Source organism: Vagococcus acidifermentans, assembly GCF_003987655.1.
Classification (GTDB): Bacteria; Bacillota; Bacilli; order Lactobacillales; family Vagococcaceae; genus Vagococcus_B; species Vagococcus_B acidifermentans.
Map to the genome: position 1 here is coordinate 348897 of NZ_NGKC01000001.1, position 16923 is coordinate 365819.

19 protein-coding genes and 1 pseudogene are annotated in these 16923 nt (G+C 47.1%); 16 read left to right on the plus strand and 4 right to left on the minus strand.

The annotated features are described in order from the left end of the window. The first annotated feature begins 6 nt into the window (after window positions 1-6). From CBF27_RS01720 to CBF27_RS14020, 5 genes and pseudogenes are all read left to right on the plus strand, one after another. Window positions 7-1365: a purine-cytosine permease family protein gene (locus tag CBF27_RS01720; protein WP_126811755.1), complete on the plus strand. Its 1359-nt coding sequence runs from the start codon at window positions 7-9 to the stop codon at window positions 1363-1365. Continuing rightward, window positions 1362-2279, plus strand: a complete 918-nt coding sequence (locus CBF27_RS01725) for a PfkB family carbohydrate kinase (protein WP_126811757.1) — start codon at window positions 1362-1364, stop codon at window positions 2277-2279. The genes CBF27_RS01720 and CBF27_RS01725 overlap by 4 nt, the downstream gene beginning before the upstream one ends. Window positions 2280-2360: 81 nt before the next feature. Then, a complete protein-coding gene (locus tag CBF27_RS01730) occupies window positions 2361-2555 on the plus strand; it encodes a hypothetical protein (protein WP_126811759.1) in 195 nt (64 codons plus the stop codon). Then, window positions 2545-2684: pseudogene (gene tnpB, locus CBF27_RS14560) on the plus strand (IS66 family insertion sequence element accessory protein TnpB); the annotation flags it as partial. The gene CBF27_RS01730 and the pseudogene tnpB, both read left to right, overlap by 11 nt. A 30-nt stretch (window positions 2685-2714) precedes the next feature. After that, complete coding sequence (locus tag CBF27_RS14020; RefSeq protein WP_148112272.1) at window positions 2715-2963, plus strand: transposase domain-containing protein; 249 nt, start codon at window positions 2715-2717, stop codon at window positions 2961-2963. A gap of 76 nt (window positions 2964-3039) precedes the next feature. Here CBF27_RS14020 and CBF27_RS01740 read toward each other — a convergent pair whose 3' ends face one another. Further along, on the minus strand, window positions 3040-4725 hold the full coding sequence (locus CBF27_RS01740; protein WP_170174967.1) for a sensor histidine kinase: 1686 nt from the start codon (window positions 4723-4725) through the stop codon (window positions 3040-3042). A gap of 167 nt (window positions 4726-4892) precedes the next feature. Here CBF27_RS01740 and CBF27_RS01745 point away from each other — a divergent pair, with 167 nt between their 5' ends. Further along, complete coding sequence (locus CBF27_RS01745) at window positions 4893-5603, plus strand: response regulator transcription factor (protein WP_126811763.1); 711 nt, start codon at window positions 4893-4895, stop codon at window positions 5601-5603. Here CBF27_RS01745 and citG read toward each other — a convergent pair. The 3 genes from citG to CBF27_RS01760 all read right to left on the minus strand — a co-directional run bounded on the left by citG (window position 5584) and on the right by CBF27_RS01760 (window position 8691). Further along, window positions 5584-6456, minus strand: coding sequence for a triphosphoribosyl-dephospho-CoA synthase CitG (gene citG / locus CBF27_RS01750; protein ID WP_245985897.1), 873 nt, complete (start codon window positions 6454-6456; stop codon window positions 5584-5586). The two genes, CBF27_RS01745 and citG, sit on opposite strands and share 20 nt — an antisense overlap. Next, window positions 6449-7144, minus strand: a complete 696-nt coding sequence (locus CBF27_RS01755; protein WP_126811765.1) for a GntR family transcriptional regulator — start codon at window positions 7142-7144, stop codon at window positions 6449-6451. Before CBF27_RS01755 ends, citG begins: the two co-directional genes overlap by 8 nt. A 155-nt stretch (window positions 7145-7299) precedes the next feature. Further along, the gene (locus CBF27_RS01760) at window positions 7300-8691 is read right to left on the minus strand and encodes a CitMHS family transporter (RefSeq protein WP_126811767.1); all 1392 of its coding nucleotides are present in this window, start codon (window positions 8689-8691) and stop codon (window positions 7300-7302) included. Between the two features lie 417 nt (window positions 8692-9108). Between CBF27_RS01760 and CBF27_RS01765 the strand changes: the two genes are divergently transcribed. From CBF27_RS01765 to CBF27_RS01810, 10 genes are read left to right on the plus strand one after another with little or no spacing between them, the layout of a single operon-like run. Beyond that, the gene (locus CBF27_RS01765; RefSeq protein WP_126811769.1) at window positions 9109-9456 is read left to right on the plus strand and encodes a hypothetical protein; all 348 of its coding nucleotides are present in this window, start codon (window positions 9109-9111) and stop codon (window positions 9454-9456) included. After that, window positions 9440-9832, plus strand: a complete 393-nt coding sequence (locus tag CBF27_RS01770; RefSeq protein ID WP_126811771.1) for an acetyl-CoA carboxylase biotin carboxyl carrier protein subunit — start codon at window positions 9440-9442, stop codon at window positions 9830-9832. The genes CBF27_RS01765 and CBF27_RS01770 overlap by 17 nt, the downstream gene beginning before the upstream one ends. Before the next feature lie 27 nt (window positions 9833-9859). Then, window positions 9860-10975: a sodium ion-translocating decarboxylase subunit beta gene (locus CBF27_RS01775; protein ID WP_170174968.1), complete on the plus strand. Its 1116-nt coding sequence runs from the start codon at window positions 9860-9862 to the stop codon at window positions 10973-10975. A 19-nt stretch (window positions 10976-10994) separates the two neighbouring features. Then, window positions 10995-11132 carry an OadG-related small transporter subunit gene (locus CBF27_RS01780; RefSeq protein WP_126811773.1) on the plus strand — a complete coding sequence of 46 codons (138 nt, stop codon included), beginning with the start codon at window positions 10995-10997 and terminating at the stop codon, window positions 11130-11132. Window positions 11133-11147: 15 nt separating this feature from the next. Further along, window positions 11148-12161: a [citrate (pro-3S)-lyase] ligase gene (gene citC / locus CBF27_RS01785; protein WP_126811775.1), complete on the plus strand. Its 1014-nt coding sequence runs from the start codon at window positions 11148-11150 to the stop codon at window positions 12159-12161. Window positions 12162-12166: 5 nt separating this feature from the next. Next, window positions 12167-12475 (plus strand): citrate lyase acyl carrier protein, encoded by a 309-nt coding sequence (citD, locus tag CBF27_RS01790; RefSeq protein WP_126811777.1) that lies wholly within the window; start codon window positions 12167-12169, stop codon window positions 12473-12475. Further along, complete coding sequence (gene citE / locus CBF27_RS01795) at window positions 12463-13362, plus strand: citrate (pro-3S)-lyase subunit beta (RefSeq protein ID WP_126811779.1); 900 nt, start codon at window positions 12463-12465, stop codon at window positions 13360-13362. Before citD ends, citE begins: the two co-directional genes overlap by 13 nt. Next, window positions 13353-14885: a citrate lyase subunit alpha gene (citF, locus tag CBF27_RS01800; RefSeq protein ID WP_126811781.1), complete on the plus strand. Its 1533-nt coding sequence runs from the start codon at window positions 13353-13355 to the stop codon at window positions 14883-14885. The genes citE and citF overlap by 10 nt, the downstream gene beginning before the upstream one ends. Further along, entirely contained in the window at window positions 14878-15411 is a 534-nt protein-coding gene (gene citX, locus CBF27_RS01805; RefSeq protein ID WP_126811952.1) for a citrate lyase holo-[acyl-carrier protein] synthase, read from the plus strand. Before citF ends, citX begins: the two co-directional genes overlap by 8 nt. Continuing rightward, on the plus strand, window positions 15404-16798 hold the full coding sequence (locus tag CBF27_RS01810; protein ID WP_126811783.1) for an oxaloacetate decarboxylase subunit alpha: 1395 nt from the start codon (window positions 15404-15406) through the stop codon (window positions 16796-16798). The genes citX and CBF27_RS01810 overlap by 8 nt, the downstream gene beginning before the upstream one ends. Window positions 16799-16923 lie beyond the last annotated feature (125 nt).

The window sequence follows — 16923 nt, forward strand, 5'->3', positions numbered from 1 at the left end:
AAGGAAATGGCTGAAACAGGGATTTATGTGCCGGATAGCGAACGGACAGGCACGACAAAAGGCTTATTTTTTATTTGGTTTGCCAACAACATCGGAATTTTAGGCATTGTGATGGGTGCAATGATTACATCGTTCGGGTTGAATTTGGTTCAATCGCTTGTTGCAGCTTGTGTGGCGGCGTTATCTTTTGCAATTGTGGGCGTTATCGGCATGATTGGTCACCGGACGGGTGTCACGACGTTTATTTTGTCCAGAGCGGCCTTCGGAATTAAAGGGAATATTATTCCGAACTTTGTGGCCTGGCTGAATCTGGTGGGCTGGCTGTGTGTCAACGTTGTGACAGGGACGCTGATCATCAGTGCTGTTTTCAAAAATATCATCGGTCAGGAAGGCAGCATCATCACGATTATCTCGCTGGCTATTTTCACATCGCTTGTGCTGCTTTCGGGGACAATCAAACCTGACAAGCTGGAAAAGGTTCAAACATGGCTGACGTATGTGTTCGGCGGGCTGACCTTGCTAATCTTGATTTTACTGGTACGTGATGTGGATTGGCAGGGTGTGCTGGCTATTCCTCAAGGCAGCTGGACGTACGGCTTTTTACCGGCAGTGTCGATTATTGCAGCAGGAACGGGAATCAATTGGGCAATCGCGGGTGCCGACTACGGGGCTTACCAGCGCAAAGACATCCAATCGTCAAAAGTATTCCTAAGTACGACGTTTGGTGCGTTTATCCCGCTGTTTCTTATTTTATTTGCCGGCATTCTCGTGGGGACGGTGTCACCGGATTTATCCAGTTCAGCCAACCCGATGACAGTCATCCAAGACGCTCTGCCGTCCTGGATTTCAACTATTTATTTGATAACGGCCGTGGGAGGGATAATCCCTCAGTGTATCGTCAGTTTGCAGTCAGCTAAAATGAATTTGGATGCACTGAATATAAACGTCAGCGAAAAAAATTCGTTGATTTTCCACGGTGTGCTGATGGTTGGCTTGCCGCTGTACGTACTGTTCTTTTCCACTTCGTTTTTAGATACATTTCAATTGTTTTTAGGACTGTTGGGTATTCTGCTGGCCTCATGGTCGGCTGTTTTCTTGATTGATTATGTGCTCAACCGCAAACATCAGGGATATGATACGGACCTGATGACAATAGACGGTCCCAATAAAGTCCGCATGCCTGCTGTGGCCTCATGGTTTGTCGGTGTGCTGGTCGGCTTTTTGTTCACCAACACAGGCTTTTTCGACGGGCCTTTTGCCAAAGGGGTATTTCGTGACAACAGTTTAGGCGTGTTGATTGCAATGCTGGTAAGCGGTGTGCTGATGGTTGTGCTAAACGGGTTATCTCGGAGGGAGAACAAATGAAACCACGTATTTTAATAATAGGCGCGGCTGTGATTGACACAGTGATTGAGGTGGAAAGACTGCCTCAAACGGGCGAAGATATTTACGGCAAGTTGGTGGACACAGTTGTGGGCGGCTGCGGGTACAATGTCCAGCGTGTCGTTGCCCAGTTTGATCAGGAAGTTGATTTCCTTTGCCCAATCGGTACCGGGCAGTATGCAGATGTTATTTTAAAAGAGTTTAAACAAAAGCAGATTCCTCCGCTGGTGCGTGACTTGCGCATTGATAACGGCTGGAACATTTCATTTGTCGAAGCCGGCGGGGAGCGCACCTTTTTGTCGCTGCCGGGCGTAGAAGTCCATTGGATAAGCGACTGGTTTAAGTCTTTCCGCTTAGATGACTATCGTTTGATTTACGTGTCCGGTTATGAACTGGAAGGGACGTCAGGCGAAGTGATTGTGTCGGAGCTGGAACACATACAGGATGCCGCTCAGACCAAGATAGTCTTCGACCCGGGTCCGAGAGCCGCGTATTTGGATGAAGAAACGCTGTCCCGCTTATTCGCGCTGCAGCCTGTAGTTCATTGCAATAAAGAAGAACTCTTCACGTTGACGAACGTTTCCGACGTGACAGAAGGGGTGACAGCTCTGTTTGAGCGGACAAAAACGACCGTCATCGTCACTTTGGGAGCAGACGGCTGTGCGTATTACTCAGGCGCTGAGATAGTCAACACGCCAAGTGAAAAAGTAGCGGTGGTTGACACAATCGGTGCTGGCGATTCCCACACAGGTGCTTTCATAGCAGGGCAGTCGCTCGGGTTGTCAACGGCAGAGTCCTGTCTGCTGGCCAATAAAGTATCTGCTGCAGTGGTCGCCACCGCCACAGGAAATTTTGAAGGCATTGAGGCAGACAAGTTAGTTGCAGAAGTGAAGTAAACGCCTGATAAAACAGTATCTATCATCTGCTGCCACCCTCAAGTATACTTGAGCTAACAAATAACTATGGAGGTGGCATATTTGCATAAACCAAATGAAATAATCCCTATTCAACTCATCGAAGAAGTCAAAAGTGCTGACAAAAAAACACCGCGTCCAGCGAGACTTGCGGTGCGGTTAAGACACAAAGATGGCAGCGAGGTATTGATCTATAACGGCATCAATCAATACATTCTTCAAACGGTGTTAAAGGAGCTGAATACCGATGCTTCTTGATTTGACAGCTGTCAAACAGGTCTATATCGTGACTGGCTTTTGTGATTTACGCAAGGGAATCGATGGTCTGGCTGGTATCGTCCAACAAGACTATCAGATGGACGTCTATGATGAGCGATCTTTCTGTTTTGCGGCAGACGAAGCGACCGGTTCAAACTATTGTACTGGGATGGTGACGGCTGGCTGCAGTCGACTAGTTTAGAAGGAGCCCGCACAACGGGTATCTTCCTGGGCATCATTCGGACGGCCAAAGCCAACCAGCTTGATCCGGGAAAGTATTTGACATTCCTGTTTGAGCGCCTCCCCAATCTCGAGGTGCTGACCGCTGACGCATTGGATCAATGCTTACCTTGGGCAGAGGAAGTTCAACAACTTTGCCGGGCAACATATACTTTTGATAAACAGTAAATAGCCTGACTCTAGTATAAAGGTCAGGCTATTTGGTGTGTAGGCACTGTTTTATCAGGCGCTTACGAAAGGACTTTTACTCGTTTTTTAACGGGATACCGATCGAAAAGGTCGTTCCACGGCTGGAAGTGTCAACTTTTATAAGCCAGTTGTTCTTTTTGATCAGGGATGAAATGATAAACAACCCCAAGCCGGTTCCGCCGTCGGCCGTATGGGTGGTAAAGAAAGGCGTGAAGATTTTTTCACGGATTTCTTCCGGAATACCCGGTCCGAAGTCTCTGACCGATATGACTGCGTAACCTGCCGCGCCGCTGTCAGGATCCGAGTCAGTCATCTGGCTGATTTGCTCATTAGTGACGCGATTTGTTTCAATGATGATGGGTTTTTGACTTTTATCAGCTTGGAAAGAGTTGGTAATCAAATTGTACAAGACACCTTGCAAGTCTTCCTTTTCAAAAAATGACATACCGGTCGGCCGCAGCAGTAATTTTAGCCGGTTTGATTTCGGGAACAGCGGCTGGATGGTTTGAAAAGCTTCTTCCACCACTGCATTGACTGCCAGCAGCTGGCTATTGTCAGCGTCTTTTTTAGAAAAACGCAGGACATTTTTCGAGAGTTCCTGACCTTGTTTGGCGGCGTTGTAAATTTCGTTTAAATCTTCCACCAATGCCGGGTCATCTTGATGTTCTTCCAGCAGCAGGGCAGTGTTCCCGAGAATCGGCGTCAGGAAATTGTTCATGTCGTGAACGATGGAAGTGGTCAGCAGGCCGATTGTTTTTAATTTTGTGTCTTGCAGCATTGATTTTTCCAAATGATACTTTTCTTTGAGCACTTCCTGCAGTTCAAGCAGCCGTTTGTTTTCTTCATAGGCCTGATTTCGCCGGATGTAGTTCCGGAAATAGAAAAAAAGCAGCAGGGTAATGGCGGATAAAATGGCTAAAATACCGCCGATGGTCAAACTGTCTTGCAGCTGCAGATTGGTTTCTTCTCCGAAATCAATATTTGTGGCAACTACCCAGTGAGCTTCGCCGACGGTCACCCATTGAAAGGCGGCCAGTTTCAATGCTTTTTCCAGCTTGTCCGACGGCCACCAGTAGGAATAATAGACAGCAGTGCCGTGTTCGTTTTCCCGTTGCTGTTTTTCCAGCTTTTCCAAATCGCTGTAGTCCAAATCAGAAAATTCTTTTTTCCGGCCGTCAACAATCGACAGCCCGATTTGTTTGTCTGACGGATGGAGGACGACGCACATGTCTTCGTTTTTTACTAATGAATAACCGCTGATGTTTTCCTTGTTTAAATAAATCGTTTCATCAAAGAACCGGGTCATGTTAATCGGTGCCAGCAACAGTCCCGCTGTTTTCCCTTCCCGCTTGATAGGGTAGTAAAGATTGATGTATGTTGTGTGCTGATCGAAATATTCGTTGCCGTTTGAGCCGACATCTCCTGCGAGTGCTTTTTTTAGAGACACATCTTGCAAGTAGGCGGCAGGGATGTATTTTACAGGCTGCAGGCTGCCTTTGTTTTCTTTGATGCCATCGAGGAAGTTGCCTTGATCATCCAGCAGGTAAATTTCATCAACGAGTGAAATATTGTTATGGAACAGTTCATTCAATTCAGAATTGAACTCAAGTTTCGAATGCCATTCTGTTTTTTTATTTAGTGAGTCGCCATAAATTCTTAATTCATTACTTTGGGATTCAATTTCTAGTGTGAGAATGTTAATAACATAGTTGTTAATTTTGTCAATTTGGGCAATTCCCATTTCTAAAGCGTAATCATATGTGTTACGATAACTAGTAGTGGTAAAAAAAATGCCTGTTATAGTTAAGATCAACACAATAATAAAACATAAGTAAAAAAGTTTAACAGAAGGTTTTTTATTCATAAGGGACACCTCACCTTCGAAATGAATATAGGGGGACAAAAGCAGTGCGTAATGAAAAGATTTTGGTTATTGATGACGAGACGGCTATTCGACGGCTAATCTGGAAAGCGTTGCAGGCAACTGGCATTTTGATTTATCAAAGTGATTCAATCACATCGACAATGGATATCATGACAAGGGTGAAGTTTGACCTGTTTTTACTGGATGTCAGTTTGGAACATGAAAACGACGGGTATTACTTGGCGCAAATGATACGTGAAAAAAGCCCGACGACACCCATTATTTTTTTAAGTGCTAAAAAAGAGGAAGAAGATATTATTGCCGGACTGGAAACCGGAGCGGACTTGTATTTGACGAAACCGTTCAGTCCGGATGTATTAAGAGCACAAGTGCTGGCCACATTAAAGCGGTCTAAAGTCATACAGACCCAGCAGGATCCGGCAAACCAGAAAGAAATGATTGCCGGCGACTTTCGCTTTGACCGCAGCCGTTACCAGTTGTTCAAGAATGATGAACTGATCCCGCTGTCATCGAAACAAACTCAGCTGATGCAGTTTTTTATCGAGAATCCCGACCAGGTTTTTTCAAAAGAGCAGATTTACAGCAATGTTTGGAATAGCGGCGATGTCGATCCCAATACTATTATGGTATTCATTAGTCAGCTGCGCAATAAAATCGAAGATGATCCCAAACACGCCAAATATTTAAGAACGGTTTGGGGCATCGGCTACACATTTATTCCGACGGGAGACTAAGCAGCTCTTCCAAAAAAGCGAAGTATATGCCTAAAGAAAGCAAATCTGCGGCACCGCCGGGACTTAAATTCAAACGAATCATTTTCTGGTCCAACTGATTTAAATACGTCACGAATTGATTTTTCGGAAGAGACTCAGCGTGGAGAAGCTGGCTCTCTTTTTTTATGTGTTTCCAGGCGGCGATGCCGCCGCGGTGAATGAGGTTGCTGTCTTCGATGTGTCCCATCAATAAAATCAATCCCCGCAATAACCTGATTTCTGCCGAATCTGAGGAAGGCCGGCGCAAAAAAGGCAAGAGCAGCTGGGAAAGCGCAGGGTAGCCGTTAATGGCTTCGCCGCGTATCCCGTTTATGCCTTTTTCCGCATACAATTTTTCCCCGTGAGTCAAGGTCTGTTTCTTTTTTATGAGCTGCAAGTCTTTTGCCAGTGCTTGCGCGGCCATTTCAGATGCAAACCGGAGAATGCGCGCGGAATCCTGTGCCTGAAGCGGCAGTGTATGCGACTGCAAATAGTAGCCGGTGCTGCTGATTAGCAGCGCAAAGGAAAAATTAGCTCCTTTGTGGGTATTGATATTTTGAGTGGCAGCCAGCATGTCAGCTTCCGCCTGTTTGCCAATTTCGCGAACTTTATGAAAGAGGGTCTCAGGCGAGCCGGTGTGCTGCCGGCCGGCTTCTGCATACCGTTTAAAAAAAGGCGCCAGACTTTCGATGCTGCGCCTAAACGTCCGAAAGTCCATGTCGCTGTGCGCACCGTTAGAGAAAGGGTCGACTAATCCGGGTTTAGGCGCGAGAGAGACTTCATAAAACAACGCTTTTTCGCCATATAAAGCGAGCATTTGACTAGTATCACTCAATGCGCCGCCGCTCCATTTCCTTTAAAATGAACTGCAAGGAGCGGTCTAAATGCTCATGAGTGATTAACGTGATGCGGTCTATGTCGTTTGTTTTCATGCCGTTATAAATCAGCCAGTGTTCCGCTAACGCGATGCTCCGCCGGTCAGCGGAACGAATCGCAATGTCGCGAAAATAAATCAGGTAGGCCTGCAATTCCGTGACAATTTCTTTCAAACGGAGCATTTGGCTTTTTTCATACAGGAATGAGTTGAAATCTGAGAAGTTTTGCAGAAGTTCATCGACTTGGTCGGATTGGTTGTAGGCATCCCCTTGTTCCAGCAGGGCTTTCAGCTCGGCAAAATCAGCTGTTGTCATCCGTTTCATGGCTTCGATGGTGGCCAAGGTGTCCAGTGATTTGCGGATGTCATAAATTTCATACGCATCTTTGGTGCTGATGCCCTTCACAACGATACCGATCCGGGGCCTATGCTCCGCCAGCCGTTCTTTGACCAATTCTTGGAGGGCAAACCGGATCGGCGTGCGGCTGATATTTAATTGTTCTGAAAATTCTTTTTCATTGATTCGTTCGCCGGCGGGGATATCTCCTAAAATAATTGTTTTTTTGAACGCTTCGTAAATACTTGTCTTAAGCGGCTTGTTGCGTGACAATTCGAGATTGTCTTTCACTTTTTCAATGGTGGGATTCATGTTTTTTTATCCTCCTTATAAATCATACACCGTTTTGGTTCTTTTTTATGTCAAACAGAGAAATTTCTAGTGAAATTTTAATAATTTACGTGTAATTTAAAAACAAAAGTCGAGGGAACGACAGACCTCGGCTTTTGTTTGTTGTGGGTATGTATCTATTGTGGAATGAATATCGGCATGTAGCCAAATGCTACAAGCGAGACAACAAAGATAATGAAAATTCCCAGGGCGTATTTGGCGGATTCTTTTTGCCATTGCCCCATATCCAGACCTGTCAGGCGCAGGAGCAGATAGATGAATGCTACCAGCGGGCTCAACAGGTGGAAGGCTTGTCCCATTAATGATGCTAAAGCCATGGACATATTATCAAAGCCGTAAGATCGTCCGGCCTCCGCAAGCACAGGGAGTACGCCAAAGTAAAAACCGTCATTTGAAATAAAGAATGTTCCAGGCGCGGAAATTAATGCGATAACGAGTCCCCAGGCACCGGCCAGCTGTTTCGGGATGATATCAATAAAACTTGTAGCCAATGCGTTGGCCATGCCGGAGCCTTGGAACAGCCCCATGAAGACGCCGGCGGAAAAGACTAGGATGACGACCTGTACGGCATCGCCGCCATTTGCGCCGATACGTTTGCTTTGGTCTTTCAATTTCGGATAGTTGACCATCAACGCGATACATGTGCCGACAAGGAACAACAAAAGAGGCGGCATTTCAATCCATGACGGCAGACCAAGCTGTTCGACAAATGAGCTGAGTACCAGCCAGCCGACTAAAACAATTGTCAGGATGCCGTTGAAAATAAAATTTTTCGGACGGCGGATTTTTAGCAAGTCAGGGTCGGTGATGGTCGTCATTTCTGCTAATTCCGCTTCAGAGAAAGTTGTCACACCCAAGCGGACACGCTCTTTTTTCCCCATCCGGTAAGCCACGAAGAAAATCACGTAGAGGACGGAAATAACCATGCCCGGTGCCAAATAAGAAAGGATGTCGGCGTCCACTTCGAGAACGGCCATGGCACGTGCAGTCGGTCCGCCCCACGGCAGCAAGTTCATAATGGTGTTTTGCAGAATAATCAGTACGCCCAAGTTCATCATGTTCATTTTTAATTTTTTATAAATAGGTATAAAGGCTGAACAGCAAATCAGTGTTGTGGTTGTTCCATCGCCGTTAAGGGAAACCGCGGCTGCAACGACGGCAGTTGCCATCAGCACTTTCATCGGGTCGCCTTTAGCGAAATAAATCATTTTTTTGGTAATGGGATCAAACAACCCGGCATCTAACATGATCGAAAAGTACAGAATCGCAAAAAGCAACATAATTCCAGTTGTTGACGTTGTTGCAACGCCATCCATAATAAAGTTGCCGATATTCACATCAGGGACAACCCCGTCAACCGGCGGCGGACTGGCGACTCCAAACGCCATCGCCAGCAATGTGAAGATAAGCGGAATGATAACTAACGCGGTGAATGGCGATAATTTTTTTCTCATAATCACATACATAAATACGATAATCATTCCATAAGATAACACGGTAAGCAACATAATCTTCATCCTTTCTTATTTGTGCACCAAATTGTAAGCGATCACAAACTGTGCTGATAAAAAAGACGTTTTGCGATAATTAGCGACGTCCCCTTTTTTTATAACAACCCAGATTCTGTTCACATGCATAGGATAATAAAAAGCGAACAAAGAATAAAGGCGATTTTACGTAAAAAACACGAAAAAAACACTTCCCGCGGCCAAATCTTAGTCAATGCTTAATAAAGTATTAATAAAATCTTAACGCCGGATTCAAGTGGTGGAAACGTTGATTTGACAATGTTTTAGTCTGTTTTGTCAGAGTGGGGAAGAAATGTGAACACTAAAAGAACAATTATTTTGCCGTTTTACGCTATTTATTTGGGAGGGGTTTCCTATAATGAGTATGTGAAAAAACTAAGGGGAGGAGTGAAGTGCATGGGCATCCTACGAAACGTATTCAAGAGGGGGCCGAAAAAAGAAATTGCAGCTGCCGCAGGTGCTCAGCCGGCTGATGAAGAATGGGAGGACCTGCCTTTATACATTGAAGCAGATGCGGAGGAGGTCGGCCTAGTCAGTGTGATAGCCAGTTGTCTTGCAGCTGAACATTACCCGCAGAGCCGATTTGCCGTCAAGCAAATCAGACAATTTAACCCGGAGGCAAGAGAAATCGCCGTCATCGCTGCCGGTTTAGCCGCCGAGTATGCTGACGACTGTCAATTGACAGTCACCAAAATCGCTAAAAACAAAACAAGTAAGGAGAAAGAACATGTTACGCAAGTTTAATATTACAATTGATGGGAAAAAATATTTGGTAGAAATGGAGGAAATCGGCGGCACACCGCAATCTTATGCCCCGCCGGCAGTGTCACCAGCGGCAGCTGCGGTCAAGGAAGCACCTGCTGCAGAACCGACGCCAGCTCCTGCACCGGCACCCGCACCAGCTGGTGGTGATGCCATGACGGCACCGATGCCGGGCACTGTTTTAAAACTGCTGGTGAATGCCGGTGATACGGTCACGGAAAACCAGCCGCTGCTGATTTTAGAAGCAATGAAAATGGAAAATGAAATTGTTGCGCCGCACGCCGGCACGGTTTCGCACATTCATGTGACCAGCGGACAAGCAGTCAATCCCGGCGATGCACTAGTGACAATCAGCTAATTTAGATTAAGAAAAGGAAGTGGATTCGTGGAGACACTTATTGAGGGAGTCTTAGGAATGGGACAGGAACCGGGACGCATCGTCATGATGCTGATTGGCGGCCTGCTGATGTATCTGGGGATAAAAAAACAGTATGAGCCGACACTCTTAGTACCCATGGGGTTAGGAACGATATTAGTGAATTTTCCTAACTCAGGTGTATTGATGGCCGGTGAAGAGCCCGGACCGTTTCAAGTATTGTTTGATTTTGGGATTTCAACGGAGTTATTTCCATTATTACTGTTTATCGGTATCGGTGCCATGATTGACTTTGGTCCGTTATTACAAAATCCGTTCATGCTGATGTTTGGCGCGGCCGCTCAGTTCGGTATCTTCTTTACAGTGATAATGGCAGTGCTTTTGGGATTCGAGATGAATGATGCCGCATCTATCGGCATCATTGGCGCGGCTGACGGCCCGACGTCGATTTTCGTTGCCAATACACTCAATTCCAAATATATGGGAGCCATCATGGTAGCGGCCTATTCCTACATGTCGCTTGTACCGATTATTCAGCCGATAGCCATTAAAGCAGTGACCACTAAAGCAGAACGTCGGATTCGTATGACTTACCGGGCGGGCGAGGTTTCCCAGACGACGAAAATTTTGTTTCCGATCGTCATTTCCATCGTTGCCGGTTTGATTGCACCGGTGTCACTGCCGCTGGTCGGTTTCTTGATGTTCGGCAACTTGCTCAGGGAGTGTGGGGTGTTGGACCGGTTATCGGTGACAGCTCAAAACGAACTGGTCAATATCATTAGTATATTGCTGGGACTATCGATTTCAGTGAGCATGAACTATGAAGAGTTTCTGAAAGTTGACACGCTGATGGTCATCGGGCTTGGCTTAGTTGCGTTCATTATGGATTCGGTCGGCGGTGTATTGTTTGCCAAAGTACTGAATCTGTTCCGTCGTGAAAAAATCAATCCAATGATTGGCGCGGCCGGTATTTCCGCATTTCCGATGTCAAGCCGGGTCATTCAAAAAATGGCTATCGAAGAAGATCCGCAGAATTTTGTATTGATGCATGCCGCTGGTGCGAATGTTTCCGGACAAATCGCATCAGTTATTGCCGGCGGTTTATTGCTGGCCTTCTTAGGCTAACCCGGAAAGGAGGAAGAGAATGTCGGTTAACATGGAAGATTTGCGGACAGCTTTTGAACTGCTGGTTTTTGGCTGGGGCGGCGTGTTCGCAGTGCTGTTTATCATTTACTTGTCATCAAAGATTTTGACGAAACTTTTTCCTGTAAAGAAAAAGTAAAGGGGGAGAGAAGCTGTGGCTAATTATTTATATGCTGTTAAACGTTTGTGGTTGAAAGAGGACAAACAGGCCTATGCGCAGTGGCAGGCGCTGCTGCGCAGTTCGGGATTGCAGCCGGAAGCGGACCTGGACGACACGATTGGTATTTATGACGACACAGTATTGATTGCCGCAGGTTCTTTGTCAGGAAAGATTATCAAATGTGTCGCAGTCCGTGAAGATTACCGGGCGGAAAATCTGTTGGCGCAGCTCATGACACAGTTGCTGGAACGGTTGTATGAAAAAGACGAGACTCATTGTTTTTTGTACACGAAACTGTCGAACAAAGCGATTTTCCGCTCGTTGGGTTTCCGGGAAATTATCGCCGATGAAGAAGTGCTGTTTATGGAGCAGGGCAAGCCGGATTTTAATGACTACCTTGGCTATTTGAAAGCCCATAAAAAACAAGGCGATGCCAGCGCTATCGTCATGAACGCCAATCCCTTTACAAAAGGGCACCAGTATTTAGTGGAAACAGCTGCCAGACAGAGTCCGCAAGTTTATGTGTTCGTATTATCAGAAGAAAAATCAGAGTTTTCAACGTCAGATCGTCTCGCAATGGTCAGGCTGGGTGTAGCCCATCTAAAAAATGTCACCGTGTTGCGGACTGAGGACTATCTCGTGTCATCAGCGACCTTTCCGGCATATTTTTTAAAAGATCGGGCGCCATTGTCAATCGCTCGCACCCAAGCGTCATTGGATGCGCGTTTGTTTAAAGAGAGAATCGCTCCGGTACTGGGCATCAGCCAGCGCTTTGTCGGCGAAGAGCCGAATTCGAAAGTGACAGAGGTATACAATCAAGCGATGGCGCACGTATTCCGAGACGACCTGACATTGACAGTCATTCCCCGTCTGGCTGTCGGCAAACAGATTATCAGTGCAACCGCTGTGCGCCGGGCGATGACTGACGGCGACGAGGCCGTGTTAAAAGATTTCTTACCGGAGACAAGCTACCGGTACTTAATGAAACATGAGGAATTAATGAGGTGAGAAAAATGAAAATCATCAAGCATGCCGTTGCTGGAACGGTGGAATCCAGCGATATCATGATTACTGTCCAGCCGGTCGAAACGGAGGAAAATACGATTGAGCTGGAAAGCAGTGTGGAAAAACAGTTTGGGCAGCAAATTCGCAAAGTCATCACCGAAATACTTGAAAAGACGGGCGTGCACGGAGTCGCAGTGACAGCTGTTGACAAAGGCGCGCTGGACTGCACAATCAAGGCGCGTATGATAACGGCTCTGCATCGTGCCGCAGAAACGGAAAGCTATCACTGGAAGGAGCTGGACTTGTGGAACGATTAAGAAAAACGATGATGTTTGTCCCTGGTTCTAATGCTGCCATGTTAAGAGATGTCCCGCTGTACGGAGCAGATTCGATTATGTTTGACTTGGAAGATGCTGTCTCATTAAAGGAAAAAGATTCTGCCCGCGTGCTGGTTTATGCAGCATTAAAAACATTTGATTACAGCAGTGTTGAAACCGTTGTACGAATCAACGGGTTGGACACAGGCGGCGTGCAGGATGTCGAGGCGATGGTTTTGGCTGGTGTAAATGTTATCCGCTTACCAAAAACGGAAACGGCTCAGGACATCGTTGACGTGGAGGCTGTTATCACAGAAGTGGAAGAAAAAAACAACATTCCTGTCGGGCAGACTAAAATGATGGCGGCCATCGAATCGGCGCAAGGAGTGCTGAATGCTCCTGACATCGCCAAAAGCTCCGCGCGTCTAATCGGAATTGCTCTAGGTGCGGAAGACTACGTTACCAACATGAAAACACGTCGCTACCCGGATGGACAGGAACTGTTTTTTGCCCGCAGCATGATTCTTCATGCAGCCAGAGCGGCTGGAATTGCAGCCATTGATACGGTTTATTCGGATGTCAACAACGTTGAAGGGTTTCAACAGGAAGTCAGACTGATCAAACAATTAGGCTTTGACGGCAAATCGGTCATCAACCCGCGGCAAATTCCGGTTGTGAATGCCATTTATGCCCCGACGGAAAAAGAAATTCAAAACGCCAAAGAAGTGATCTGGGCAATCCGTGAGGCAGAAGAAAAAGGCTCCGGTGTCATTTCTTTGAAAGGGAAAATGATTGACAAGCCGATTGTGGAACGGGCGGAACGCGTGGTGGCCCTTGCACTGGACGCAAAACTGCTGACTGAGGAGGATGTGAAGTCATGGTATTAAACAAAGCAGGCAGGGAAATCCCTCAGCCATATGCCGAACAGCATGGTATTTATGAAGGAGAACTTGCACATATCACAACATATAAAGAAGCAAGCCGGACCATCAAACCGGTCAAGCCCGGCGAAACCAAATTACTGGCCGACATCAGAGAGGCAATTGAGCGGACAGGCTTGACAGACGGCATGACGATTTCGTTCCATCATCATTTCCGTGAAGGCGATTTCGTGATGAATATGGTCCTGGCAGAAATTGCGGCAATGGGTATTAAAGATATTTCGATTGCGCCAAGCTCGATTGCCAACGTCCACGAGCCATTGATAGAGCATATAAAAAATGGTGTCGTCACACAAATCACCTCTTCTGGTTTGCGCGACAAAGTAGGGGCTGCTATCTCATCCCGCATCATGGACAAGCCCGTCATCATCCGTTCCCATGGCGGCAGGGCACGTGCCATCGCGGCAGGGGATATTCACATAGATGTTGCATTTCTAGGTGCCCCCAGTTCAGATGCTTACGGCAACGCCAACGGCACAAAAGGAAAAGCAACGTGCGGGTCGCTGGGCTATGCAATGATTGACGCCAAGTATGCCGATCAAGTGGTCATCATCACCGATACATTGGTACCGTATCCAAATGCTCCTGCCAGCATCTCGCAAACTGATGTGGACTTTGTGGTAGAAGTCGAGTCCATCGGTGACCCGGCAGGAATTGCCAAAGGTGCGACCCGCTTTACAAAAAATCCGAAAGAACTATTGATTGCCGAAAACGCCGCGAAAGTTATCACTGCCTCGCCTTATTATAAAGAAGGCTTTTCTTTTCAAACAGGCACGGGCGGATCATCATTGGCTGTTACCCGGTTTATCAAGGAAAAGATGCTGGCAGACGGTATCAAAGCCGGTTTTGTGCTGGGCGGGATCACCAATGCCATGGTTGATTTGCTGAAAGAGGGACTGACTGAAAAAATCATAGACGTGCAGGATTTCGACCACCCCTCGGCTGTGTCTTTGGGCGAAAATGACGCACACTGCGAAATTGATGCCAACATGTATGCGTCGCCTCTCAGCAAAGGCGCGGTTGTGAATCAGCTGGATACAGCCGTTTTGTCAGCTTTGGAAGTCGATACGGATTTTAATGTCAATGTCATCACCGGCTCGGACGGTGTGCTTCGCGGGGCTTCCGGCGGTCACTCGGACACTAGTATGGCGTGCAAGATGAGTCTGGTTATTGCCCCGCTGATTCGCGGCAGAATCCCAACCTTTGTCGACCGGGTGAACACCGTTGTGACACCAGGCGACAGTGTAGATGTGGTCGTGACAGAAATAGGAATTGCCATTAATCCCAAACGTACTGATTTGCTGGAACATTTCAAACATATAGACGTCCCGCAATACACCATTGCCGAATTAAAGGATAAAGCCTATCAAATCGTCGGTACGCCGGAGCCGATTGCCTACGGCGAGCACGTTGTGGCATTGATTGAATACCGCGACGGCAGTTTAATCGATGTCGTGTACAATGTCTGATAAAAATGCAGTGACGCTGGATGACATGCTGGCTGCCCGTGAACAGCGGGCAGCTATCCAGCGGCAGCTGTTGCAGGAGACTGTGCACGTTAGTTTGCTGTCCGCGACAATGAACATTCCGGGACCGGTAAAAAATTCGCAGAAACTTACAGACAGCTTTTTGACAGTTATTGATGCCGTGGAAGACCAGTTGGCTGAACATAATATTATTTGTCAATTTTCGCGTCACGAGCGGACAGGCCCGGAGTATTATCTGGTGTTGCAGCTGCCGCCTGAAATGTTGAAAAAACAGATGGTGGCAATTGAAGAAACGCACCCCTTGGGACGTTTGATGGACTTGGACGTTTGGTGGTTTGACGGGGAAATCAAGCAGATGAGCCGGGTCGACATCGGCTTTCCCGCCCGCCGGTGCTTGATTTGCAGCAGGGATGCCAAAGAGTGCAGCCGCTCGCGGCGCCATTCAGTCGCTGAGCTGCAAGACAAAATTACAGAGATTATAGTAGGAAGGGAGCAACACAGTGGGTAAACACATTCGTTTGACAGAAACGGTTTTAAGAGATGGTCAGCAAAGTTTAATCGCAACACGCATGCCTACTTCAGACATGCTGCCGATTATTAAAACGATGGACGAAGCCGGTTTTCATGCCTTGGAAGTATGGGGAGGGGCAACGTTTGATTCCTGCGTCCGGTACTTGAATGAAGACCCGTGGGAGCGCCTGCGGCAAATTCGTCAAGAAGTTAAAAAGACAAAACTGCAAATGCTGCTCCGCGGGCAGAATCTGCTGGGATATCGTCATTATGCAGATGACGTGGTCCGGGCATTTGTTGAAAAAGCAGTAAAAAATGGGATTGATATTATTCGTATTTTTGATGCCTTGAATGACGTCCGCAACTTGCAGACAGCGATTCAGGCAACAAAAGAAGCAGACGGCCACTGTCAAGCGGCAATTTCTTATACTACCAGTACCGTCCATACGGTCGACTATTTTGTCCGGCTGGCAAAGGAGCTGGCCAATACCGGTGCAGATTCCATCTGCATCAAAGACATGGCAGGCGTATTGACACCGCAAACAGGATTTGAACTGGTCAGCCGGTTGAAGGATGCGGTGGATTTGCCGCTGGAAGTACACACCCACGCCACCAGCGGTATTTCAGAAATGACCTATTTGAAAGTGGCGGAAGCCGGAGCCGATATTATCGATACAGCCATCTCGTCTTTTGCCGGCGGAACGAGCCAGCCGGCAACGGAATCAGTAGCGATGGCACTCGAAGAATTGGGCTTTTCAACCGGACTGTCCCAAACCAAGCTGACTGAAATTGCCGACCATTTCAATCCGGTCCGCGACCGGTTCCGTCAAGAGGGGATTTTGAATCCGAAAGTCAAAGACATCGAACCGAAGACGCTGCGGTATCAAGTTCCCGGCGGTATGTTGTCCAACTTGCTGAGCCAGCTAACAGAACAAGGGTTGCAGGATAAATACGAGGAAGTATTGGCTGAGGTTCCGGCAGTCCGGGCAGATTTAGGGTTTCCGCCTTTAGTGACCCCTCTGTCCCAAATGGTCGGTACACAAGCGTTAATGAATGTGATTTCCGGTGCCAAATATCAATTGGTTTCCAAAGAAATCAAGGACTATGTCCGGGGGCAGTACGGCAAACCGCCAGCGCCGATTTCGGAAGACATCAAACAGCTGATTATCGGCGAAGAAGAGCCGATTACATGCCGGCCGGCAGATTTGTTGAAACCGGAGTTGTCAGCACTGGCTGAGGAAATCAGCGATTATGCCAAAACAGACGAGGATGTTTTACTGTACGCCATGTTTCCGCAACAAGGCAAAGATTTCCTCGGACGGCGCGAAGACCCGTTTTATGATGTGCCGGTTCAGGAAGTCCGTGTCACAATAGCTATCAGTTAAACAACAGGAGGTCGTTTCAGGCCTCCTGTTTTTGATGGAAACAGCTTTCAGCGGTCTTTTTGAGACTGACTTTCTGCAAGCATGATTGAAAATTTCCTTCTTTGGCAGTATAGTAAGAACAAAGG